Below are 23198 nucleotides of genomic sequence, written 5' to 3'. Positions count from 1 at the left end.
CCCAGGTGGTCAGGACGGAATACATGCGCGTCGCCATACTTCAGCGCGACCCCGCTCAAGCGAATCTGCTCGAGCAGGCCATTGTCGAAGCGGGTCATTGCTGCCTGAAGCTTACTGACGGCCTCAGTCTGTCGACTGCACTCGGCAAGTCCAATGTGCATCTGGTCGTGCTCGACTGGCATGCATCGGTGCTGTCGGGCGCGGATGTGCTCAGTTCATTGCGGTACGTGCGAAGCGACCGGGTGCCCGTCATATTCGCGTCGGCGGATGTCTCCGAGGAAAGTGTGGTGCGCGCGCTCGCCTGCGGCGCGGATGACTATGTCGCGCTGCCCCTGCGCCGCGCGGAATTCCGCGAACGGCTAAGCGCAGTGCTTCGCCGCGCTTATCCGGAAGAAGCGGCGCAGCACGAATTTTGCGTGGGGCCTTACGAATTCGAACCGTCGCGACAAATAGTCAAGATCGACGGTACGCCCGTTCTTCTTTCTCACACTCAGTACCGCCTTGCGTTGATGTTCTTCTCGAACCTCGACAAGGTGTTGTCGCGTGAGCACATCTTCTCTGTGGTGTGGGGCCGCGAACTCAGAGCGCCCACTCGCACGATCGACAGCACCGTATCGAAGCTGCGCACACTGCTGCAAATAGAAGAAAGACAGGGCTTCCGGCTGCAGCCCGTCTACAAGAACGGTTATCGGCTGATGCGATCGAAAAAGATGCATCGCGAGACGCTGATCCCGGCTCACGTCGTCGCGTAGCATTTATGCCTTCGCCGTGCGCGCCAGACGACGGGGTGCACGGTACGCAAACGCATCGTCAGCGGGGCAACGTTTTGCCGACCGCAAGGCGCCGGCATGCTCCGCTCACCTGAACTGGCTCGCATACCCACGCCTCTCGCCGACTATCGGTTTCAGTCAGATCCGTCGCATCGTCATTCGTCGAGTGCGACATCGTGAGCTTGCGCAGTTCTGATTCCGGCGTCGCATAGTGAGCCGCACGCGACGCCGCGAACGCTTTGGCCGCACATGACAGTGCGACGACAGCGCACGCGAACAGAAAAAGAATAGTACCGATGCGCGCACGGACCACGCGGCGCCGACGAAAGATGGAACGGGACATATAGCTAGCCTGGCGCTATCGCGCGGCCGATTCCGCGCGTATTCGTCAATGGCAAAGGGAGTGAATTGAGAGCAGAACTTTAGCGGGACGTGCGGGCCGTCGATATAGAAATCGATTGAATTGCCGTGAACGACATGACTCGCGCCGAAACGCTAGTCATGAAGCGAGGCCATATGAAGATCGCGCAGTTCCGTCAGTTCGGCCTGCACGATCGACACGAATGTCTCGACGTCTTCCGACCAGTTCCCCGATTCGCGGATCGCCGCACGAAGCTCCTGACACTGGTCGTGAAGCATCGACGGCCCCAGCACCGACAGCCCGCCCGACACGCGGTGCGCCCAGTGACGCAGCGCCTGCGTGTCGTGGCGCTCCCGAATCGGGTGAAGCGCGGCCAGGTCCAGGTCGGTCTGCTGCACGATCGTCCGCACGTATGCGGGGGGCACAGCGGGAAACCTGGGCGGCAGTTCGTCGTCGGCATCGTCGTCAGAACTCGTTTCGTACTGCGTTTCGGGCGTCGTCGCCAATACGGCCGCGAGCACCGACAGCGCCACGGGCTTCGTCAGATAGTCGGTAAAGCCCTGCGCGCGCCCTTGCTCGACATCCTGCGCACTCGCGCTCGCGCTCACCGCATACACGGGGAGATCGGGGTCGTTCGCGCGAATCGCGGAAAGCAGCTCGGCTCCCGTCATCTTCGGCATGTCCATGTCGGTCAGCACGATATCGACATGAAGTTTGCCGAGTAACGCGAGCGCTTCCTCGCCGTCGGCGGCTTCGATCACTTTCGCGCCTAGCGTCAGAAGCTGATCGCGCAGCAGCCCGCGATTCAGCAGATTGTCCTCGGCGACAAGAACGGCCGGCATCTCGTTCGTTTGCGCCCTCGCCGCGCGCTCTCTCGCGGCAGGCTCGAACAGACGCGCCTTCGCATGCGGTCCTTGCATCAGCGACTGCACTGCCTGCCTGAAGCCGCGCAGGCTGAAGATGCTCACTTCCAGCGAACCATCGTCGCGAATCACGGGCACCAGTGGACCGTCTTGCGTCATCCGGATCACGCGGGACGCGTCTTGCCAGACACGTGCGATATCGGCTGCGGAAAACTCATCGGTTGCAATGAGATAGTCGCAGCCGTCAAGCTGCGTCACGCCATTGTCAACGTCGACATAGGTCGACGAGCCCGCTCGCGGATCGGCAAGGCCATCGAACCACTCGCGGTATTCGGATGCACGGCACAGAACGGCCGGGTGCCCCGCAAGCGGTTCGTCGACGGGCGCCGCCGGCGCCTCGCTGCGCAAAGGCAGCGAAACCACGATGCGCGTGCCCACGCCTTCGATGCTTTCGACCGCGATCCGCCCTCGCATCAGCTCGCATAGCCGCGCGCAAATGGAAAGGCCAAGTCCCGTCCCGCGCGCCTGCGTGAGCCGATGCCCTTCGCCCTGCGTAAAGGGCTGAAAGAGCCTTTGACGCAGTTCGTCGGGAATGCCCACGCCCGTATCCGCGACGCTCAGTTGAAGCGCCGCGTCGCGCCAGTCCGCACGAACGACGATCTTGCCGAAGTGCGTGAATTTCAGCGCATTGCCCAGCAGATTATTCAGTATCTGCGACACGCGAATCGGATCGAACAGCAGCCGCTCGGGGCACTCGCGATCGATCACGACGAACAGCTTCAGCCCCTGACGGTTTGCGAGCGGCGCGTGCGCGGCCATCACGCGCAGAATCAGCTCGCGGATGCCGCTCCACTCTTCTGCGAGGCGCATCTCGCCGATGTCCATCTTCGAGAAATCCAGCACGTCGTTCACGACCTGCAACAGCGCGCCCGCGGATGCCTGCATCGTCTGGACACGCGCGGCCTGTTCGGCGGCGAGCGGGCCGAGCGCCACCAGTTCGAGATTGCCGACGAGCGACGCAAGCGGCGTGCGAATCTCATGACTCATCGACGCGAAGAAATTGAGCTTGGCCTTCGCCATGTTGTCGCTCGTTTCCTTCGCCGCGCGCAAGAGCCTTTCTACCTCGTGCTGCTCGGTGATGTCGGCGATCGCGCAGAAGAGCACATCCGTCTTGTTGACGACGGCAGGCGCAAACGCGATCTTCAGGTGCAGATCGTCAGCGCCGGGCCGCGGCTGCGAATATTCGAACTGTTCGATACCTGCATCGCTTCGCGTCGGCGTCGGCAAAATGCCGCGCTTTTCGAAGGCTTCGCACAAGCCGAGCGGCAACCGCGTCGGCGTTTCGCCCAGATCGAGCACGGTGCGCGCGATCTGGTTCGCCGCGATGATCCGGAAGTCGTATCGCAGGACGATGCACAAGCCGACGGGCGTCGCGTGCACCAGCAGGTGATTGAGAATTTCGCCTTCCACGGCGAGGCACGCCTGGTCATAAGTGCGCGTGAGATAGCGGTAGTTCCAGTAGCGGTACATCGCCAGCAGCAGGCCGACCAGCGCCAGAGTCAGGACCAGGATGACGAATGCTTCCGTGCGCCTCGCGGCGAGATCCTTATAGACCGGCAGCGAAAGCACGATGTGCCCGATGTCGTAGATCAGCGATTGCGAGCGCGCGCCCCAGCCATGTCCCGGGATCCAGCGAAAGACGCCTGTCGGTCCCGGCCGCAGGTGCTTTTCAGCGTAAAAGACATTCGCGGCCGCGTCGCCCGCCAGCAATTCGCCTTGCGGGTCGAACAACGCGGCATCGGACTCCATCGACTCGGGGATCGAGTCGGCAACCACACGGTCCAGATCGATTCTCGTCGCGACGAACGCATAAGGCTGATCGTCCTTCGCGACAATCGAAAACGCGATGAACGTATGCGCGTGGAAGCCGAGCGAAGGCGGTGCCTTGAACCACATCGTGCGCCGCTCTCGCACGGCATCGAGTTGATCGATATCGCGCGCCGCCATGGTTGCCTTTATCCAGTGCGACAGTATCGCGAGCCGGTCTTCGCCATTCGGTTCGCGCACATTGGCGTCTGCCGAAAAGAAGCCGTATCCGTATGACGCGCTTGCATCGAGCAGGCCGAATTGCAGCGTCGGCGCGCGGCTGCTGCGCGCGAGCAGTTGCACGGCTTCGTCACAGGCGAACTGGATGCGCGTTTCGCTATGGTCGCGCCGCCAGGCGACGCACCTGTCGCCGCTCCTGCTGACGGGTGAACCGAGCAGGCCCTGTCCGCTCAGTTCGAGCAGCAGCCGTCCCGTCGTCAACATGGCTTGCTGGGCGCCGAGCGCCGCATTCACATTGGTCGTCATCAGATGCACCGATTCCTGCTCGCGCTTGAGCGACGTATTCACCAACGTGAGCGCCGTGACGAGTGCTGCCGATAGCGCGGCGATAATCAGCAATCCAACGGCAACGGAAAAGATGCGACGCTCGCGCTTCAGATTGCGCTCGAGCATCCGCAGCATCTCGAGGGGCGAATCCTGCCCTGAAGCAAAGAGACGCTCCATCAGGCGAGTCCCATCTCGGTTGCGTATTTGACGAGTTCAGCGTGGTTCTCGACATGCAGCTTGCGCATCGCCGAGCGTTTTTGCGTCGCGACGGTCGGCACCGAGCGGCTCAACGTGCGCGCGATCTCCGTCACGGAGAGACCTTGCGCGAAAAGGCGCACCACTTCAAGCTCGCGCGGCGAGAGCTTTTGCTCGCGGCCGAGGTCTTTCGTGCGCGCGCCTTCGCGCGCGAGTCGCTGCTGGATCTTCGGCGAAATGACCGTTTCCTTGCTGACCAAAGCCCGCATGCAGATCTGCGCAAGCTCGGAGGTCGGTTCTTCCTTGCTCACGATCCCGGCAACGCCCATCTTGCAGAGCTCATGAAACATGCCGCCGCTCGTGACCATCGTAAAGACGACGAGCGGTATCTGCGGATGCGCGCGCCGCAACATGCTGACGAGACGCAGACCGTCGAGCTCGACCTCCTCGTCGCCCTGCATCACCAGATCGGTGATGATGAGGTCCGCGGGTTCTTTTTCGAGCAGGCGAACGAGTTCAGCGCCCGAATGGGCCTTTGCCGCTACCGTGTAGCCCGGTATGTCGGCGAACGTGTCGGAAATTGCCAAAAGGACGATCGGGTGGTCGTCTGCCAGCACGACCCGGACATTACGCGTCGTGCCGCTCATGAACGCACCGAATGAAGAGCCGTTGGTATTTGCCTCGACAGATCGAACAGACCAACAACGTGGTTCATCACAATCTCCGCGGGTTGGGTATACGGCCCTTTACATTGTAAGACATGCCTGGTTTTATTGAGAAATCCGCGAGTCGAACGTGCGCTGTTCATTGTGAACAGAAATGTGAATAAAGCCCTTCCGCCCTGACGAAAATGAAGCGTTGCATGTCTTTTCGCCACCGCAGCGGGCGCGGTGCTGGCAGGCAAGGCGCAAGCTGCCGCCGCCCATTGCACACAGCGCGCAATCCGGCGCCGCTCCCAGGCATCCCTGATCTTCTTCGACGGACGCGTGCGCGGCTTGCCGCATCGATGGCTCCAGGCCACGTAACGGCATATGCAGCGGATTGGACAACTGCGATCGACGAAGCTGCTCGCTCGCGGCCAGCAACATGCCCGTCACGATGACCATCGACGCAGAAAACGCGAGCGCAGTCGACACCATTGCGCGATTCGCGTTGCCATGCAGACTCAGCGCGCCGAGCAGCGCAAGCGACAGCAAGAAAAATGCCGGTAGCAGAATGATCGAAGCGTCACCCACTCCTTCACACCACTTTCGCAATGTTGGGCCGAACTGCCTGGAAGCGAACATACATTGGACCTGGTCGAAGAAAAGTAACTGAGCGCCGATAGGCGTAAAGGTCGCGAGGAGTGCATTACTCCGCCGCGCCGCGCGACAAGTGCGTCTGTTGCTCGTGTCCGCGCACGATTCAGACTGTAAGAAAACCGTATTCGCCGTGATATAGAAGAATGTCGATTTCGCGATACGGGTAATCGGTTTCTACCGCTTTGCTTTGTATTGCGGACGCTCATCTGCCTCACGTCACGCTTCGGCCCGCCGCGACGATCGGAATCGCGAGTAAAAAAATGCCGCCCCACACACAGGGCGGCAAGGCCGAAATCGGAGCATATTCACCAGCCGTATTGCGTGACGACTGGCCAACCGTTATTCCAAGACTTTTGACGGCTCAGTCCTATAGAAGGATTTCGATTTTTTGCGATGGCGTGTGCGTATATTGATGCCGGATTAAATCGATCGCGAATTTCAACCGGTTGTTCGACCGATTCGACCGGTTGACGCGCGCGTTCTCGATTCAGTGCTGTCGATAATCGGCCCGCCCAATGCCGTCGATGCAGCCCTGACGCCGAGCCAGAAAGCCGCGTCCATCGTGTTGATCCATCTCAACCTTCGGCCACTCTGCGATCGACATAGTTCGAAAGAACTATGTCCCGGCCTTTTCTCCTAGTTCGAACGGATCGCCCCGACTGACCATCCGGCGGATATTCATCCCGATGCCGGACGAACACAATCGTGCTCAGCGACTTGCATGTCGTCCCGTGGTGCTGCCCACGCACGCCGGGACGTATCAAAGGAGAAGCACGATGAGTTCAAGACCGTTATCGACGCGGCGCGGCCGCGTGATCGAAATCTGGACACCCGAGGACAAAGCCTTCTGGGAACGCGAGGGCGAAGCCGTCGCCAAGCTCAACCTGTGGATCTCGGTCCCTGCCCTCTTCCTCGCGTTTGCGATCTGGCAGGTGTGGAGCGTCGTGGCCGTGAGCCTGCCGACGCTCGGGTTCAGGTATTCGACCAACCAGCTCTTCTGGCTCGCCGCCGCGCCCGCGCTCAGCGGCGCGACGCTGCGCATTTTCTATTCGTTCATGGTGCCGCTCGTCGGCGGTCGACGCTGGACGGCGATTTCGACGGCATCGCTGCTGATCCCGGCAATCGGCATCGGCATCGCGGTGCAGGACGCGTCGACGAGCTATCCGACCATGCTTTCGCTTGCGTTGCTATGCGGCTTCGGCGGCGGCAACTTCAGTTCGAGCATGGCCAACATCAGCTTCTTCTTCCCGCGCGAGCGCAAGGGCTCCGCGCTCGGCGTCAATGCGGGGCTCGGCAACCTGGGCGTGTCGGTCGTGCAGTTCCTCAGTCCCCTCGTTGTGACGGCGGGAATTTTCGGCGTATTCGCGGGCGACGCGCAAAGCATCGTCAAGGACGGGCACATTTCGCACGTCTGGACGCAGAACGCCGCGTTCGTCTGGGTGCCGTGGATCGCGATCGCGTCGCTGGCCGCGTGGTTCGGCATGAACGATCTCGCGGAGGCCAAGGCGTCGTTCGCCGAGCAGGCCATCATTTTCAGGCGCAAGCACAACTGGCTGATGTGCGTTCTCTACCTCGGCACGTTCGGCTCGTTCATCGGCTACGCGGCGGGATTTCCGCTGCTGATCAAGAGCCAGTTCCCGGGCGTGAATCCTCTCGCGTATGCGTGGCTCGGACCGCTCGTCGGCGCCGTCGTCCGGCCGTTTGGCGGCTGGCTCGCGGACAAGCTCGGCGGCGCGCGCGTGACGCTGTGGAACTTCGTCGTGATGGCGTGCGCGGTGGGCGGCGTCCTCTGGTTCCTGCCGTCGGGTCCGTCGGGCGGCGCCTTCTCGGGCTTCTTCATGAGCTTTCTCGTGCTGTTCCTGACGACGGGCATCGGCAACGGCTCGACCTTCCGCATGATCCCGGTGATCTTCCTGTCGTCGAGGCTGAAGGAAGTCGATGCCAACGATCGCGACGCGGTGCAGCGCGCAACCAGGGAAGGCAATACGGAAGCGGCCGCCACGCTCGGCTTCGCGGCAGCGATCGCGGCCTATGGCGGCTTCTTCATCCCGAAGAGCTACGGCAGCTCGATCGCCCTGACGGGCGGCCCGCAGGCCGCGCTGTACACCTTCATCGCCTTTTACCTGATCTGCATCGCGCTGACCTGGTGGCACTACGCCCGCCGCAACGCGCCGATGCCCTGTTGAACCCCGGAGCGCAATCATATGAGCCACTTTCTCGACCGACTGAGCCACTTCGCGCTGCCCAAGGAGCGTTTCGCGGACGGCCACGGTCTGACCACAGGTGAAGACCGCACCTGGGAAGACGCGTACCGGAACCGCTGGTCGCACGACAAGATCGTGCGCAGCACGCATGGCGTGAACTGCACGGGCTCCTGCTCGTGGAAGATCTACGTAAGGGCGGCATCGTCACGTGGGAAACGCAGCAGACCGACTATCCGCGCACCCGCTGGGACATGCCGAACCACGAGCCGCGCGGCTGCGCGCGGGGCGCATCGTATTCGTGGTACCTGTACAGCGCGAACCGCATCAAGCATCCGATGGTGCGCGGCCGGCTGCTCAAGCGCTGGCGCGAGGCGCTCACTGTGCATCGCGATCCCGTCGACGCGTGGGCGTCGATCGTCGAGAACGCCGACGCCCGGCGCGACTATCAGAAGGTGCGCGGCATGGGCGGCTTCGTGCGCAGCACGTGGGACGAAGTGAACAAGCTCGTCGCCGCGGCCAATGTCTACACGATCAAGAAGCATGGTCCCGACCGCGTGATCGGCTTCTCGCCGATTCCGGCAATGTCGATGGTCAGCTACGCGGCGGGAAGCCGCTACCTGAGCCTGATCGGCGGCGTATGTATGAGCTTCTACGACTGGTATTGCGACCTGCCGCCCGCCAGCCCGCAAGTCTGGGGCGAGCAGACCGACGTACCCGAATCGGCGGACTGGTACAACTCCTCGTACATCATCGCGTGGGGCAGCAATGTTCCGCAGACGCGCACGCCCGACGCTCACTTCTTCACCGAAGTCCGCTACAAGGGCACGAAGACAGTCGCCGTGACGCCGGACTACAGCGAAGTCGCGAAGCTGTCCGACCTGTGGCTGCATCCGCGGCAAGGCACGGACGCGGCGCTCGCGATGGCGTTCGGCCACGTCGTGCTGAACGAGTTCTACTTCAGGACGCGCAGCGCCTATTTCGACGACTACGCGCGGCGCTACACCGACCTGCCGATGCTGGTGATGCTCAAGGAGCACACGCTGCCCGACGGACGCACGACGCTCGTGCCGGACCGCTACCTGCGCGCAAGCGATTTCAACGGCGCGCTCGGACAGAGCAACAACCCCGAATGGAAGACGATCGCGTTCGACACGACGGGGCGCGCGGTGTTGCCGAACGGCTCGATCGGCTTTCGATGGCGCGCGCAGGACGGCGACGACGCGGGCAAATGGAATCTCGAAGACAAGGAAGCGCGCCACGACGCGCAGGTCAAGCTCAAGCTCTCCGTGCTCGAAGACGGCGAGCAGGCGCATGAGATCGTCGATGTCGCACTGCCTTATTTCGGCGGTGTTGAGTCGCCGCACTTCACGGCCAATCCGCTGAACGGGCAGATCAATCATGTCCGCGTGGCCGCCGTGCGCCTGCCGCTCGGCAAGGAAGGCGAGCGCCGCGACGCGCTGGTGGCCACCGTGTTCGACCTTCAGGCCGCGCAGTACGGCATCGATCGCGGCCTCGGCAGCGGTGCATCCGGCTACGACGACAACGCCGCCTATACGCCCGCCTGGGCCGAGTCGATCACAGGCGTGCCACGCGATCAGATCATCACCGTCGCGCGCGAATTCGCAAGCAATGCGGACAAGACGCAAGGCCGCTCGATGGTGATCATCGGCGCGGCGATGAATCACTGGTATCACGCCGACATGAACTACCGCGGCGTCATCAACCTGCTGATGATGTGCGGCTGCATCGGCAAGAGCGGCGGCGGCTGGGCGCATTACGTCGGCCAGGAAAAGCTGCGCCCGCAGACGGGCTGGACGGCGCTCGCGTTCGCGCTCGACTGGGCACGCCCGCCGCGCCAGATGAACGGCACGAGCTTCTTCTATGCGCACACGGACCAGTGGCGCTACGAGAAGCTCGACATGGAGGAAATCGTTTCGCCGCTCGCTGACCGGCAAGTCTATGGCGGCAGCATGATCGACTACAACGTTCGGGCGGAACGCATGGGATGGCTGCCGAGCGCGCCGCAACTGCGGACCAATCCGCTGCATCTCGCGAAAGACGCCGCCGCTGCGGGCATCGAAGCAAAGGACTATGTGGCGAACGGGCTGCGCGACGGCAGCCTGCAGATGAGCTGCGAAGACCCCGATGCGCCGGAGAACTGGCCGCGCAACATGTTCGTGTGGCGCTCGAATCTGCTGGGCTCGTCGGGCAAGGGTCACGAATACTTCTGCAAGCACCTGCTCGGCACGGAAAACGGCGTGCAGGGCAAGGACCTCGGCGACGACGACGCGCGCCCCACTGAAGTGACGTGGCACGGACGGGCGCCTGAAGGCAAGCTCGACTTGCTGGTGACGCTCGACTTCCGCATGAGCACGACATGCCTGTACTCGGACATCGTGCTGCCGACCGCTAGCTGGTACGAGAAGAACGACCTCAATACCAGCGACATGCATCCGTTCATCCATCCGCTTTCGGCAGCCGTCGATCCCGTCTGGCAGTCGCGCTCCGACTGGGAAATCTACAAGGGATTTGCGAAGGCCTTCAGCGAAGTGTGCGTCGGGCATCTCGGCGTCGAGCAGGACGTCGTGCTCACGCCGCTGATGCACGACTCGCCCGCCGAGCTCGCGCAACCGTTCGGCGTGAAGGAATGGCACAAGGGCGAATGCGAGCTGATTCCCGGCAAGACCGCGCCGCAGGTCGCCGTGGTCGAGCGCGACTATCCGAACCTGTACAGGCGCTACACCGCGCTCGGCCCGCTGATGAACAAGGTGGGCAACGGCGGCAAAGGCATCGCGTGGAAGACGGAAACGGAAGTCACGCAACTCGGCCAGCTCAACGGCATCACGGAAGCGGAAGGCGCGACGAAAGGCATGCCGCGCATCGTGTCGGACATCGACGCGTGCGAAGTGATCCTGCAACTCGCGCCCGAAACGAACGGACACGTCGCCGTGAAGGCGTGGGAAGCGCTGTCGAAAGCCACCGGCCGCGATCACAGTCACCTCGCGCTCTATCGCGAGGACGAAAAGATCCGCTATCGCGACGTGCAGGCGCAACCGCGCAAGATCATCAGCTCGCCGACGTGGAGCGGCATCGAAAGCGAAACGGTCAGCTACAACGCGGGCTATACGAACGTGCATGAACTGATTCCGTGGCGCACGCTCACGGGACGGCAGCAGTTCTATCAGGATCATCCTTGGATGATCGCGTTCGGCGAAGGCTTTTCGAGCTATCGCCCGCCCGTTGACCTGAAGGCCACATCGGGTATCCACGAGATCAAGCCGAACGGTCATCCCGAGGTCGTGCTGAACTTCATCACGCCGCACCAGAAATGGGGCATTCACAGCACATACAGCGACAACCTGCTGATGCTCACGCTGAATCGCGGCGGCCCTGTCGTCTGGCTGAGCGAAGACGATGCGCGGCGCGCCGGCATCGAGGACAACGACTGGGTCGAGCTCTTCAACGTCAACGGCGCCATTGCGGCGCGCGCCGTGGTCAGCCAGCGCGTGAATCCCGGCATGGTGCTGATGTATCACGCGCAGGAAAAGATCATCAACACGCCGGGCTCCGAGATCACGGGCGTACGGGGCGGCATCCACAACTCGGTCACGCGCATCGTGCTGAAGCCCACGCACATGATCGGCGGCTACGCGCAGTTGAGCTACGGCTTCAACTACTACGGGACGATCGGCACGAACCGCGACGAGTTCGTGGTGGTGCGCAAGATGAAGAACGTCGACTGGCTGGATACCCCGCGCGATGACGATCTTGCGCGTGCATACCAGACCCAGGGCGAAAACCGCTGACCCGCAGCCGGCACAAAGGAGTCAATGATGAAAGTACGCGCACAGATCGGCATGGTGCTGAATCTCGACAAGTGCATCGGATGCCATACCTGCAGCGTGACCTGCAAGAACGTATGGACGAGCCGGCCGGGCGTCGAGTATGCATGGTTCAACAACGTCGAAACGAAACCGGGTATCGGCTATCCGAAGGAATGGGAAAACCAGGACAAGTGGAATGGCGGCTGGGAGCGCCGCGCGGACGGTTCGATCGCGCCGCGTCAGGGCGCGAAGTGGAAGCTGCTGATGAAGATCTTCGCGAACCCGAATTTGCCGCAGATCGATGACTACTACGAGCCCTTCACGTTCGACTACGACCACCTGCATCGCGCGCCCGAAATGAAGGCGGCGCCCACCGCGCGGCCGCGCAGCCTGATCACCGGGCAGCGGATGGAGAAGATCGTCTGGGGCCCGAACTGGGAAGAAATTCTGGGCGGCGAATTCAGCAAGCGCAGCAAGGACCGCAATTTCGACGATATACAGAAGGATATCTACGGCCAGTTCGAAAACACCTTCATGATGTATCTGCCGCGCCTGTGCGAGCACTGCCTGAACCCGGCGTGCGTCGCATCGTGCCCGTCGGGCTCGATCTACAAGCGCGAAGAAGACGGCATCGTGCTGATCGATCAGGACAAGTGCCGGGGCTGGCGCATGTGCGTGAGCGGCTGTCCGTACAAGAAGATCTATTACAACTGGAAGAGCGGCAAAGCGGAGAAATGCATCTTCTGCTATCCGCGCATCGAGGCCGGCCAGCCGACCGTCTGCTCCGAAACCTGCGTCGGACGCATCCGCTATCTGGGCGTGCTGCTGTATGACGCCGATCGTATCGAACAGGCGGCGAGCGTCGAGCACGACAAGGACCTCTATCAGGCCCAGCTCGGCGTCTTTCTGGATCCGCACGATCCCGCCGTCACCGCGCAGGCGCTCAAGGATGGCGTGCCGCAGAACTGGCTCGACGCCGCTCGCGCGAGTCCCGTCTACAAGATGGCCGTCGAGTGGCAGGTTGCGCTGCCGCTGCACCCCGAATACCGCACGCTGCCGATGGTCTGGTACGTGCCGCCCCTCTCGCCCATCACGGCCGCCGCGAACGCCGGGCACGTGAGCGCGAACGGCGAAATCCCCGATGTGAGCCAGTTGCGCGTGCCCGTCCAATACCTCGCGAACCTGCTCACGGCCGGCGACACGACGCCCGTCGTGCGCGCGCTCGAACGCATGCTGGCCATGCGCGCGTGGCAGCGGGGCCGCCACGTCGATGGACGAGAAAACCACGCGGTCCTTCAGCAAGTCCGGCTGAGCGTCGCGGAAGTCGACGAGATGTATCGCGTGATGGCCATCGCGAACTACGAAGATCGCTTCGTCATTCCGACGTCGCACCGCGAATACGCAGAGAACGCGTTCAACGTGCGCGGCGGCTGCGGGTTCAGCTTCGGCAACGGCTGTTCGGAGGGCGTCACGGAAACGAGCCTGTTCGGAAGCGAGAAGAAGCGCACGATTCCGATTCGCGTGGAGGTCTGAGCGATGTCGACCATTCATACCGATCAGCCTTCGCTCAAGACGACGCTGCGCGTGCTCGCGCACCTGCTCGACTATCCGGACGCCGCGTTGCGAGCGGCCCTGCCCGAGATGCGCGACGCACTGCATGCGCAATCCACGCTCCGCGAGCAACGGCTTGCCGACATCGACGAGCTTGTCAATACGCTTCTGCGCGACGACGGCTTCGATACCGAGGCCGCTTATGTCGACCTGTTCGATCGCGGCCGCGGCACCGCGCTGCATCTGTTCGAGCACGTGCACGGCGACTCGCGTGAGCGCGGTCCGGCGATGATCGATCTGATCCAGACCTACGAGCAAACGGGGCTTTATCTCGCGTCGGATGAATTGCCCGATCACCTGACCGTGCTGCTCGAATACGCATCGACGCAGCCGTCCGAATCCGCGAAGGGTCTGCTCGGCGAAGTCGCGCATATCCTGCGCAACATCTACAGCGCGCTGACCCGCCGGCAAAGCGCGTATGCGGCCGTGCTGGCCGCGCTGCTCGATCTCGCGGGAGAACCGGTGCGCGCGGTCGAACTGCCGCGCGAGCCGGGCCTCGACGAAAGCTGGAGCGAGCCCGCCGCCTTCGACGGCTGCGCGTCCCAAGGCCAGCGACGCCCCGGCGAGCCACAGCCCGTGCGCATCGTCAGACACGAGCGCTCGCCTCTTGAAACGCAATCCCGCATGCAACCTCATGCGGAACTGCACGTGCAACCTAAGCAACCTGCGCAACCTGAGCAAGGAGCATCGGCATGAACCCCGTGCACAACTTCTTCTTCGGCGTCTATCCGTACCTGTGCCTCGCCGTGTTCCTGTTGGGCAGTCTCATCCGCTTCGACCGCGACCAGTACACATGGAAGAGCGATTCATCCCAGCTCTTGCGGGCCGGGCAGCTACGCTGGGGCAGCAATCTGTTTCATATCGGCATCCTGTTCCTGCTGTTCGGGCACACGGTCGGCCTGCTGACGCCGCATGCGCTCTACGAGCCGTTCATCAGCGCGCAGCACAAGCAGTTGCTCGCGATCATGTCGGGCGGAACGGCGGGACTGATCTGCTTCGTCGGGCTGACGTTGCTTCTGCACCGGCGCCTGTCCGATCCGCGCATCCGCCTCACGAGCCGCCGCACGGATATCGCCATTCTCGCGATCCTGTGGCTGCAACTGTGCCTCGGGCTGATCACGCTGCCGTTTTCGTTCGCCGACCGCGCGGACGCGCACACGATGCTCGTACTCGCCGACTGGGCCCAGCATGTCGTGACGTTCCGCCCGGATGCGAGCGGCCTGCTCGGCGTCGAGTGGCCGTTCAAGGTGCACATCGTGCTCGGCATGACGATCTTCCTGCTGTTCCCGTTCAGCCGGCTCGTGCACGTGTGGAGCGGCTTCGCATCGGTGGCCTATGTGTTCCGGCCTTACCAGCTGGTGCGTTCGCGTCGGCTGAACCTGCGCTCGCAGGGTCAGTCGGCCCGCAAGCGCTGAACTCGAGGAGTCAAACATGCAGAACGATCTGACGGACGTCGCAGCGGTCAATGGCGTGGCGCTTCATCGTCCGGATGACGCGCTCGACGTCGCAACGCTGCGCCAGCGCGCCTGCACCGAACTATTGCGGCAGGCGGCCATCGCGCAAGGACTGCTCGACGCGGACGACCCCGCATCCGTGGACGGCGCAACCAGCCCCGAGGCGACGGCCGCCATCGACGCGCTGCTCGAACGCGTGCTGCACGTGCCGGAACCAGCCGACGACGCGTGCCGCCGCTACTACGCCGCTCACCCCGCCCGCTACGCGGTGGGCGAACGCGTGCATGCGCGGCATGTGCTGTTCGCCGTGACGCAGGGCGTGGACGTCAACGCGCTTCGTCAGCGGGCGGAAGCGTGCCTGCTCGACGTGCGATGCAGCGGCGCCGGCAAAGATCACCGCTTCGATGACCGCTTCGATGACCGCTTCGCCCGCGCGGCGGCCGAGTTGTCGAATTGCCCGAGCGGCGCTGCGGGCGGCGACCTGGGTTGGCTCGCGGCCGACGAATGCGCACCCGAATTCGCCGCGCAACTTTTCGGCCAGACGGAGATCGGCGTGTTGCCACGGCTCGTGCATACGCGCTTCGGGCTGCATGTAGTCGAAGTCCTCGCGCGCAAGCCCGGCTCGCTGCAAGACTTCGAGACGGTACGCGCAGCCGTCGCGCAGACGCTGCGGCAATTGGCGTTTTCGACGGCAGTGCGTCAGTATGTGAGCCTCGAGGCCGCGCATGCCGATATCATCGGCGTCGATATCGAAGCGGCCGCAACGCCGCTCGTCCAGTAAACCTGCTCTATCGAAGCGGCCGCCCTTGCCCTGGCTTTTGCTTTTGCTCACGTCATGCCGCTGATCGAACTCTATCCGTATGTGAAGCTCGCTCATGTGTCGTTCGTGACCAGCAGCGGCGTGCTGTTCGCGACGCGCGGCGCGGCCGTGCTGACCGGGCAAGCGTGGCCGATGCGTCCCGGCTGGCGTCGGCTCAGCTATCTGATCGACACGTCGCTGCTGGCAGCCGGCATCACGTTGTGGATCATGCTGCATTTGAATCCCGTACGGGATGCATGGCTTGGCACGAAGCTGCTCATGCTCGTCGCCTATATCGTGGCCGGATCGTTTGCGCTAACACACGGCCGCACGCGGCTCCTCCAGTGCGTGAGCTTCGGAATTGCGCTCGCGCTGTATCTGCTGATCGCGTCGGTTGCCGTCGCGCATCGCCCGCTCGGACTGTTCGCGCTGACGTAGCGATCTGCACCTCTGGTTGCGCGCATTCGGCGCGCCGGCTCACGCGCAACCGCTTTGCGGCCCGATATCGCCAGCGCAACCCGCTTGACGACACAACCGCAAACACTTGATCTGGATCAGACTTCTCTCGACCAGGCGAAGGCACATTGTCGAAGGAAGGCTTTGGGTGTCGACTGTCAGCCGAGTTCCCGGCCGACGGTTCCGAACACCCACCGACGTCAATGAAAAAATTCCAGACTCTCGCGGCGAAGCTAGGCATCATCGGCGGTTTGCTGTTGTTGGCGGCGTCCGTTTCGATCGGCTACACGCTGTGGGCAAGCTGGCAGCTCGAAGGCGGCGCGGCCGCCGTCAACGAAGCGGGCCGTATGCGCATGCAGACCTGGCAACTCGCGCAAGCCCTCGCGCGCGGCGATCCCGCGCACATCAACGCACAGGTCGATCAGTTCGAGCAAAGCGTCGCGCTGTTGCGCAACGGCGATCCGGCGCGGCCGCTGCTCGTGCCGCACGACGCACGCTCGACGGCCGCGTTTGCGGACGTGCAGCACACATGGACCGTCGTGCGCAGCCACTGGACCGCTTCCCCCGCGCCGGACTCGACGCAGGCGGCCGCCGAGGCCGAGGATTTCGTCAAGCATATCGATCGGCTCGTGTCGGCCATCGAGGGGCGTCTGTCCTATCTGACCGCAATCCTGAACATGCTGCAGGTTTTCATGATCGGCTTGACGATTGCGAGCGCGGTCACGCTGCTTTATTCGGCCTATATCTTCGTGTTCAATCCGCTCGAACGGCTCAAGACGGGACTCGCGCGCGTGCGCGAAGGCGATCTGACCGCGCGTGTCAAAGTCGATTCGAACGACGAATTCGGCACGCTGTCCAAAGGCTTTAACCGGATGGCCGAGACCCTCCAGGAGCTTTATCAGAACCTGGAGGTGAAAGTCGAGGAAAAGACCGAACGGCTCGCCGCGCAAAATGCCCGGCTCGGCACGCTCTACGAGGCGAGCGCGTTTGCCGCGCACGCGGCAACGTTCGACGAACTTGCAAGCGGCTTTGCAAGACTCGCGCGGCGGGCCGTGAAAGCCGATGCGACTGCCGTGCGATGGACCGACGAAGCGAATCAGCGCTATCTGCTCGTGGCATCCGACGGCCTGCCGACCGAGATTTCCGAAAGCGAAAAGTGCATTCCGACGGGCGCCTGCCATTGCGGCCAGCAGCACGCGCAAGCGAGCACGCGCGTGATTCCGATTCGCCCCGATCATCCGGGCTTGTTTGGACACTGCTCCAATGCCGGTTTCGGCACCGTGATCGGCGTGCCCGTCAAATTGCAGGACCGCATGGTCGGCGAACTGGATCTGTTCTTCAACGCCCGCGCGACGCTGACGGACGAGGACCGCGTGTTGATCGAAACGATGGGAAGCCATCTCGCCGTCGCGCTCGAAGGGTTGCGCGCGGGTGCGCTGGAACGCGAAGCGGCCGTCGCCGCCGAGCGCAATCTGCTTGCGCGCGAAATGCACGACTCGATCGCGCAAAGCCTCGCCTTCATGAAAATCCAGATCGGCCTTCTGCGCGGCGCGATCAAGCATGCGGACGAGCCGCGCGTCGAGCGCACGGTTTGCGAACTCGATGCGGGCATTCACGAGAGCCTGTCCGACGTGCGCGAGCTGTTGCTGAATTTCCGCACGCGCACGAGCGGCGAAGACATCATTCCCGCGCTGCTCACGACGTTGCAAAAATTCGAGCACCAGACAGGGCTCGCGACGCATCTGTCCGTCGAAGGACACGGCGTACCGCTGCCGGCCGACGTTCAGGTGCAGGTGCTGCACGTCGTTCAGGAAGCGTTGTCGAACATCCGCAAGCACGCCCACGCAACCGAGGTGTGGCTCGACGTGCAGCAGGAACCGCAATGGCGCGTAACGGTCCGCGACAACGGATGCGGCTTCGTCAGCGGCGCCGTGCAAATCGACCGACACATCGGCTTGCGGATCATGCATGAGCGGGCCGAGCGCATCGGCGCAGCCGTCACAATCGACTCGATGCCCGGCTCGGGAACGCGCATCGTGCTCACCTTGCCCGAACCCAGGAGGCTGGCAGCATGAAAGACCCGAGATCGATCCGCGTGCTCGTGGTCGACGATCACACGCTGTTCCGGCGCGGCGTCACCGCGCTGTTGAGCGCCGACTCGCGCTTCGAAGTGGTCGCCGAGGCGGGCGATGCCGGCGAGGCCTATCGGCGCGCCGCCGAAACGCAACCGGACATCATCCTGCTCGACAATCACCTGCCGGGCGTCAGCGGCGTGGATGCGCTGCCAGGGCTACTCGAAGCGGCGCCGCAGGCGCGTGTGCTGATGCTGACCGTCAGCGAAGACGAAAGCGATCTGGCTGCCGCGCTGCGTGGCGGCGCGCGCGGCTATCTGCTGAAGACCGTCGACAGCGACGTGATGGCCACGGCAATCGTGCGAACGATGGCAGGCGAATCGACCGTCAGCCCGGAGATGACCAGCAAGCTCGTCACCGCGTTTCAATCGCTGCAAGGCAAGGACGAAAAGGCTTCGCCGGAAGAAGACCCGATCCACAATCTGTCGCCGCGCGAAGAGCAAATCCTGGCGCAAGTCGCGCAAGGCCGGACCAACAAGGAAATCGCACGCGCGATGAACATTGCGGAAACGACCGTCAAGATTCACGTGCAGCACATTCTGCGCAAGCTGAAGCTCAGCTCGCACGTGCAGGCCGCCACTTACGCCGTCGCGCGCGCAACGTAGGATTCTCCAATGCCGCTTTACTGACGCGCGAGACGATCGGCAATCGCACGCAACTCGCGCAGCATCCGTTCGCCTGCCGCGATGTACTGCGGCGGATCGCCGGTCAGCACGCTGGCGCGGAACGTCTGCAACGCGCGCCTCAGCGGTTCGTACCGGAGCACCGACGCGCCGCCGTCGACGCGATGAATCCACTGCCGCAGCGTAGCCGGCCCGATGTCGGGCTCGGCCAGCAGACCTTGCAATTCGTCCGCGTCCGCGACCATCGTCTGGACGATGACCGCGATCAGCGCCTCGTCGCGGCCACTGCTGCCGAAACTCTGGTTGATGGCGGACCAGTCGAGATCCGGCAGAGCGCTTGCCTCCCCTGCCTCGCCCGCATCGCTCGTCTCCATAGCGACGGCTGCGGAACCCGAGCCCATCCCGACGACAACCGCCGCATCGGCTTCGCGAACGCCGGCATTCGGCGCAACCGCTTCATGGCCCGCCGATATCTCGGGACCGGGCAGGCACTGAGGCGCAAACTGGGCGATACAGTTGACCAGATCACTAAGCTTTGCCGGCTTGTAAAGGCATTCGTCCATCCCGGCGGCGATGCATTCGCCGCGCTCTTCACGCCCGACGCTCGCCGTCAGTCCGACGATGGGGATCCTGCGCGCGCCGCCTTCCCGGGCGCGTATGCGCATCGCGAGCGTGTAGCCGTCCATCTGCGGCATGTGGCAGTCGGTGATCAACATCGCGTAGTCCGCCGACTCCCAGGCCTCCAGCGCCTGTGCGCCATCTTCGACGGCATCGCACGTGCAGCCGAGCAGTGCGAGCTGCTGGCGGATCAGATGACGGTTGATCGGATTGTCTTCGGCAACCAGAATCAGAACGTGCAGGCGCAACGCGTCATCGCGGCTGCGCGGCACGACGGGCGTGAACGCCGATGCAGGCGACTCCTGACCGAGTTCCGCATCGCCGTGCAGTGCCGCGTTGCAGACGGCGGAAACGCCCTGCAACGTGACGGGATAAACGCCCAGATAAAAGACGTCCCCCACGCGCAGATATCCGCTGGACTTGGGCGCGGCCGTCGTCGGAATGACGGGCACATGCCCCGTCCGCGCGTGAACGGCAGGCTCGCGTCGCTCGGGGGCAAGCAGTTCATCCGATGCCGGTTCGTCCGAAGGCAGTTCGTCCGATGGCGGTTCTGCCGCCGTCATATAGTCGTCGATGATCAGCTGGCACTGCGCCTGCAACGTGACGGCAGCGCGAGCAGACGCGTTCGGGTCCAGCGTCACCACCGCGCCTCCGAGCGTACGCACGGCTTCCGTCACGCTGCGCAGCACATAAGCGTCGCGGATACGCAGGCCCGTCGTCATGCCGCGGAGCGGGGAGCGCTGGAACTCCCGCTGACAGACCTCCAGCGGCATGCGGAACACCACCCGCGTGCCACGGCCGATCTCGCCTTCCATGCCGATGGTGCCGCCTAGCATATCCACGAGGCGCCGGCAGATCGACAGCCCGAGACCCGTGCCGCCGAAGCGCCGCGTCGTCGACGCTTCCGCTTGCACGAACGGCTGGAACAACTGCGCCTGCTGCTCGGCGCTGACGCCGATGCCCGTATCGGTGACACGCCACACGATGGTTTGCACGCCACGGGCGTCACCCGCCAGCTCGACGTCGAGCGTGACACTGCCCTCCGCCGTGAACTTGATCGCGTTGCTGAGCAGATTGAAAAGAATCTGCCGCAGCCGCACGCCGTCGCTCCATACCAGATGCGCCACGGCCGCGTCGATGCACAGCCCGAGCCTCAGGCCTTTTTCCTGCGCGCGCCAGAAAAGCAGGCCGAGGCTGCTCGTGCACAATTCGCGAATATCGACGGGCGCGCGCTCGAGAACGATCTTGCCCGCTTCGATCTTCGAGTAGTCGAGTATGTCGTTCAGTATTTGCAGCAACGATTCGGCGGCCTGCGAAATCAGCTTCACCTTGTCGGTCTGATCGGGGCGAAGATCGCTGTGGGCCAGCAGTTCGATCAGGCCCAGCACGGCACTCATCGGCGTGCGTATTTCGTGGCTCATCGTCGCGAGGAAGTCGCTCTTCGCGCGCGACGCCTGCTCGGCCGCATCGCGCGCTGCGGCAAGCGCGGCCGCGTATTCGTGCTCCTGCCCGGCGTCGCTCCAGTAGCCGTTCCAGACGAGATCACCGTTGGCGGCTCTCTGCGGCACCGCGTGCAACCGCGTCCATCTGAACGCGTCATGGCGCTGCACGCGGACCTCGCGGCTGACAGCCGTCAAGCTCTGGCCGGCATTCCGAAGATCCTCCAAAAGCGCGTCCCGGTCGTCGGGATGGATGGACGACAGCATGTTCGCGCCGACTTGCAGATCGGCGCTGCTCTTGCCGAACAGCTCGACGGAATTTCCGCTCAGCCACGTGTAACCCGGATCGCGATTTTTCCCGCGTCGAAACTGGAAGGCCGTCGCCGGCAACTGGCTCGTCACGTCGAGCAGCCGAAGTTCCGCTTCGCGGCGCACCCGCGCCTCTTTGCGCAGCAGCCACCGCGAGCGCCACAACACGGCGATCACCACCAGCATCGCGATCGCGAACGGCGCAATCCTCGCGGCGATGTCTCGCCAGGACGGGCCGAGCGAGTAGTTCGCGGCGAAATAGCGGTTCTGGATCGCCAGCCGCTCGGTGTCGGGCATCGAAGCCAGCGCGCGGTTGACGAGCGGCATAAGCCGCGCGGCCAGCGCCGGCGTCATCGCAACGCCCGTCTGCAGCGGCGTGCCATCGGAGCCGATGACGCGAAGATTGCCGCCATGCATCCGGTGCAGCATGTAGTCGGCGGCCGCCAGATCGTCAACGTAGACATCGGCCGTTCCGTGGGCGACGGCGTTCATGCCGGCTTCGATATCGGGAACGGCAATGATGCGCGACTGGGGAGCCACCGACGCCACGAGCGAGCGCAGACCGCCGCCCTCGGTGACGGCCACGCGCTTGTCGTTGAGCTCGCGCATCTGGCCGATGGCAGGCGTTTCCCGCGCGCCCACGACGACGACGGGAAACGTCGCATACGGATGCGACACGGGGATGCCATGCAACGCGGAATCGCCCGGCACGGCCACGGCGATCAGATCCAGCTTGCCGGATTTCAGCGCATCCACCGTCGCGGCGAAGTCGGGCAGGCGCTGACGCACGAAAGTGATCCCCAGCTTGTCCGCCAGATAGCGAAGATAGTCGAGCGCCATGCCGTGCGGCTCGCCGCCGTCGTCGACGTACGCGTACGGCGCGAGTCCCGTATCGACGGCTACGCGCAGCGGGGCCAGCGAGCGCAGATAGGCGCGCTCGTCATCCGTCAGAAAGAACGGTCCCGCGATCTGCCGCTGGATCGGGCCCGTGCCCATCCAGCGGCTCACGATGCGCTCGCGGGCAACGGCGGGCAGCGCGTTCAGCCGCTCGTCGAGCGTGTCGCGCAGCATTTGCCGCGCGCGAGGAAAACCGAAATGGACGCCGCTTTCCGTTTCCCGATAACGATTGATCTCCGCCAGTCCGGCGAACTCGGGCTGCGACATCGCATATTCGGCAACGGGCGCCAGCGTGATGTAGACGTCGGCATCGTTGTGCAGCACCGCGTTCAGGCCGGCGTGCGGATTGGGCACGTGCACGAAGACGGAATCGGGGTAGCGGTCGCGCGACACCCGCTCGATGTAAGAGCCGGCTTCCGTGGCGATGCGTTTGCCGGCGAGGCGCGGAAACATGCTGCCCGCCGCGGCATCCGACGCGCGCCCGACCACCAGCACATCGGAATCGAAATACGCATCGGAAAGCACCAGGCAAGTCCTGGGTCGGCCCGGCCCCTGGACGCCGAGCACGATATCCACCGAGCCCGCGCAGACGGCCGCGTTCAGCGATTCGAAGTCCGGAAATATCTGAACCCGCACCTGCGTCGACGGGTCCAGAACGGCCTTCAGGAAATCGAATGCGGCGCCGGACAACTGACCGTTGTTCAGGATCATGATCGGGGGCCAGCCGCCTTCGACCGCCCCGACGGTGAGGCTGTCCGGCGTCGTCTGTGGTGGCGTCTGTGGTGGCGTCTGCGGTGATGTCTGTCCGACGGCCGCGCTCGACAGTACGACAAGCGTCACCAGCAGGAGCAGGCGCAGTCTGACGCGAAAGATCGAAGTCGTGTGCATGGCACTCCGGAAAACGCGAACAGCAGAGTCAACCGCCGACGTTGACGCGCGAGCGAGGCCGTGTGGAATGATCTTTGCAAC

At 63.7% G+C, this 23198-nt stretch carries 14 protein-coding genes and 1 pseudogene; 11 read left to right on the top strand and 4 right to left on the bottom strand.

Annotated features, from left to right (window positions below; genetic code table 11):
* Positions 1 to 23: 23 nt before the first annotated feature.
* Positions 24 to 752, top strand: coding sequence for a response regulator transcription factor (locus AABE10_RS15455; RefSeq protein WP_342934147.1), 729 nt, complete (start codon positions 24 to 26; stop codon positions 750 to 752).
* Between the two features lie 513 nt (positions 753 to 1265).
* Here the strand turns inward: AABE10_RS15455 and AABE10_RS15450 are convergent.
* The 3 genes from AABE10_RS15450 to AABE10_RS15440 all read right to left on the bottom strand — a co-directional run bounded on the left by AABE10_RS15450 (position 1266) and on the right by AABE10_RS15440 (position 5668).
* Positions 1266 to 4544, bottom strand: a complete 3279-nt coding sequence (locus tag AABE10_RS15450) for an ATP-binding protein (RefSeq protein WP_342934146.1) — start codon at positions 4542 to 4544, stop codon at positions 1266 to 1268.
* Complete coding sequence (locus AABE10_RS15445; RefSeq protein ID WP_342934145.1) at positions 4544 to 5209, bottom strand: response regulator transcription factor; 666 nt, start codon at positions 5207 to 5209, stop codon at positions 4544 to 4546. The genes AABE10_RS15450 and AABE10_RS15445 overlap by 1 nt, the downstream gene beginning before the upstream one ends.
* 123 nt (positions 5210 to 5332) lie before the next feature.
* Positions 5333 to 5668: a hypothetical protein gene (locus AABE10_RS15440; RefSeq protein WP_342934144.1), complete on the bottom strand. Its 336-nt coding sequence runs from the start codon at positions 5666 to 5668 to the stop codon at positions 5333 to 5335.
* 971 nt (positions 5669 to 6639) lie between these two features.
* Here AABE10_RS15440 and AABE10_RS15435 point away from each other — a divergent pair.
* The 10 genes and pseudogenes from AABE10_RS15435 to AABE10_RS15395 all read left to right on the top strand — a co-directional run bounded on the left by AABE10_RS15435 (position 6640) and on the right by AABE10_RS15395 (position 18948).
* The gene (locus AABE10_RS15435) at positions 6640 to 8049 is read left to right on the top strand and encodes a NarK family nitrate/nitrite MFS transporter (protein WP_342934143.1); all 1410 of its coding nucleotides are present in this window, start codon (positions 6640 to 6642) and stop codon (positions 8047 to 8049) included.
* An 18-nt stretch (positions 8050 to 8067) separates the two neighbouring features.
* Positions 8068 to 8133: pseudogene (locus tag AABE10_RS36440) on the top strand (hypothetical protein); the annotation flags it as partial.
* Between the two features lie 110 nt (positions 8134 to 8243).
* Positions 8244 to 11873 carry a nitrate reductase subunit alpha gene (locus AABE10_RS15430; protein ID WP_428983322.1) on the top strand — a complete coding sequence of 1210 codons (3630 nt, stop codon included), beginning with the start codon at positions 8244 to 8246 and terminating at the stop codon, positions 11871 to 11873.
* A 27-nt stretch (positions 11874 to 11900) separates the two neighbouring features.
* Complete coding sequence (gene narH, locus AABE10_RS15425) at positions 11901 to 13424, top strand: nitrate reductase subunit beta (RefSeq protein WP_342934142.1); 1524 nt, start codon at positions 11901 to 11903, stop codon at positions 13422 to 13424.
* 3 nt (positions 13425 to 13427) lie between these two features.
* A complete protein-coding gene (gene narJ, locus AABE10_RS15420; RefSeq protein WP_342934141.1) occupies positions 13428 to 14198 on the top strand; it encodes a nitrate reductase molybdenum cofactor assembly chaperone in 771 nt (256 codons plus the stop codon).
* Complete coding sequence (gene narI, locus AABE10_RS15415; RefSeq protein ID WP_342934140.1) at positions 14195 to 14917, top strand: respiratory nitrate reductase subunit gamma; 723 nt, start codon at positions 14195 to 14197, stop codon at positions 14915 to 14917. The genes narJ and narI overlap by 4 nt, the downstream gene beginning before the upstream one ends.
* A gap of 16 nt (positions 14918 to 14933) precedes the next feature.
* Positions 14934 to 15737 (top strand): peptidylprolyl isomerase, encoded by an 804-nt coding sequence (locus AABE10_RS15410; RefSeq protein ID WP_342934139.1) that lies wholly within the window; start codon positions 14934 to 14936, stop codon positions 15735 to 15737.
* A gap of 54 nt (positions 15738 to 15791) precedes the next feature.
* Positions 15792 to 16193, top strand: coding sequence for a SirB2 family protein (locus AABE10_RS15405; protein WP_342934138.1), 402 nt, complete (start codon positions 15792 to 15794; stop codon positions 16191 to 16193).
* A 221-nt stretch (positions 16194 to 16414) separates the two neighbouring features.
* Positions 16415 to 18286: a type IV pili methyl-accepting chemotaxis transducer N-terminal domain-containing protein gene (locus AABE10_RS15400; protein WP_342934137.1), complete on the top strand. Its 1872-nt coding sequence runs from the start codon at positions 16415 to 16417 to the stop codon at positions 18284 to 18286.
* The gene (locus AABE10_RS15395; RefSeq protein WP_342934136.1) at positions 18283 to 18948 is read left to right on the top strand and encodes a response regulator transcription factor; all 666 of its coding nucleotides are present in this window, start codon (positions 18283 to 18285) and stop codon (positions 18946 to 18948) included. The genes AABE10_RS15400 and AABE10_RS15395 overlap by 4 nt, the downstream gene beginning before the upstream one ends.
* Before the next feature lie 17 nt (positions 18949 to 18965).
* On the opposite strand, the gene AABE10_RS15390 is transcribed toward AABE10_RS15395, so the two are convergent.
* The gene (locus AABE10_RS15390) at positions 18966 to 23117 is read right to left on the bottom strand and encodes an ATP-binding protein (RefSeq protein ID WP_342934135.1); all 4152 of its coding nucleotides are present in this window, start codon (positions 23115 to 23117) and stop codon (positions 18966 to 18968) included.
* Between the last annotated feature and the right edge of the window lie 81 nt (positions 23118 to 23198).

It is taken from the genome of Paraburkholderia diazotrophica (assembly GCF_038900755.1).
GTDB classification, from domain to species: domain Bacteria; phylum Pseudomonadota; class Gammaproteobacteria; order Burkholderiales; family Burkholderiaceae; genus Paraburkholderia; species Paraburkholderia diazotrophica_A.
This window is presented reverse-complemented; position numbering and strand designations above follow the sequence as displayed.

What these genes read in the sequence shown, in the direction of transcription:
- AABE10_RS15455 (WP_342934147.1), top strand. Translation starts at nt 24, where the DNA reads ATGCGCGTCGCCATACTTCAGCGCGACCCCGCTCAAGCGAATCTGCTC.
- AABE10_RS15450 (WP_342934146.1), bottom strand. Translation starts at nt 4,544, where the DNA reads ATGGAGCGTCTCTTTGCTTCAGGGCAGGATTCGCCCCTCGAGATGCTG.
- AABE10_RS15445 (WP_342934145.1), bottom strand. Translation starts at nt 5,209, where the DNA reads ATGAGCGGCACGACGCGTAATGTCCGGGTCGTGCTGGCAGACGACCAC.
- AABE10_RS15440 (WP_342934144.1), bottom strand. Translation starts at nt 5,668, where the DNA reads ATGGTCATCGTGACGGGCATGTTGCTGGCCGCGAGCGAGCAGCTTCGT.
- AABE10_RS15435 (WP_342934143.1), top strand. Translation starts at nt 6,640, where the DNA reads ATGAGTTCAAGACCGTTATCGACGCGGCGCGGCCGCGTGATCGAAATC.
- narH (WP_342934142.1), top strand. Translation starts at nt 11,901, where the DNA reads ATGAAAGTACGCGCACAGATCGGCATGGTGCTGAATCTCGACAAGTGC.
- narJ (WP_342934141.1), top strand. Translation starts at nt 13,428, where the DNA reads ATGTCGACCATTCATACCGATCAGCCTTCGCTCAAGACGACGCTGCGC.
- narI (WP_342934140.1), top strand. Translation starts at nt 14,195, where the DNA reads ATGAACCCCGTGCACAACTTCTTCTTCGGCGTCTATCCGTACCTGTGC.
- AABE10_RS15410 (WP_342934139.1), top strand. Translation starts at nt 14,934, where the DNA reads ATGCAGAACGATCTGACGGACGTCGCAGCGGTCAATGGCGTGGCGCTT.
- AABE10_RS15405 (WP_342934138.1), top strand. Translation starts at nt 15,792, where the DNA reads ATGCCGCTGATCGAACTCTATCCGTATGTGAAGCTCGCTCATGTGTCG.
- AABE10_RS15400 (WP_342934137.1), top strand. Translation starts at nt 16,415, where the DNA reads ATGAAAAAATTCCAGACTCTCGCGGCGAAGCTAGGCATCATCGGCGGT.
- AABE10_RS15395 (WP_342934136.1), top strand. Translation starts at nt 18,283, where the DNA reads ATGAAAGACCCGAGATCGATCCGCGTGCTCGTGGTCGACGATCACACG.
- AABE10_RS15390 (WP_342934135.1), bottom strand. Translation starts at nt 23,117, where the DNA reads ATGCACACGACTTCGATCTTTCGCGTCAGACTGCGCCTGCTCCTGCTG.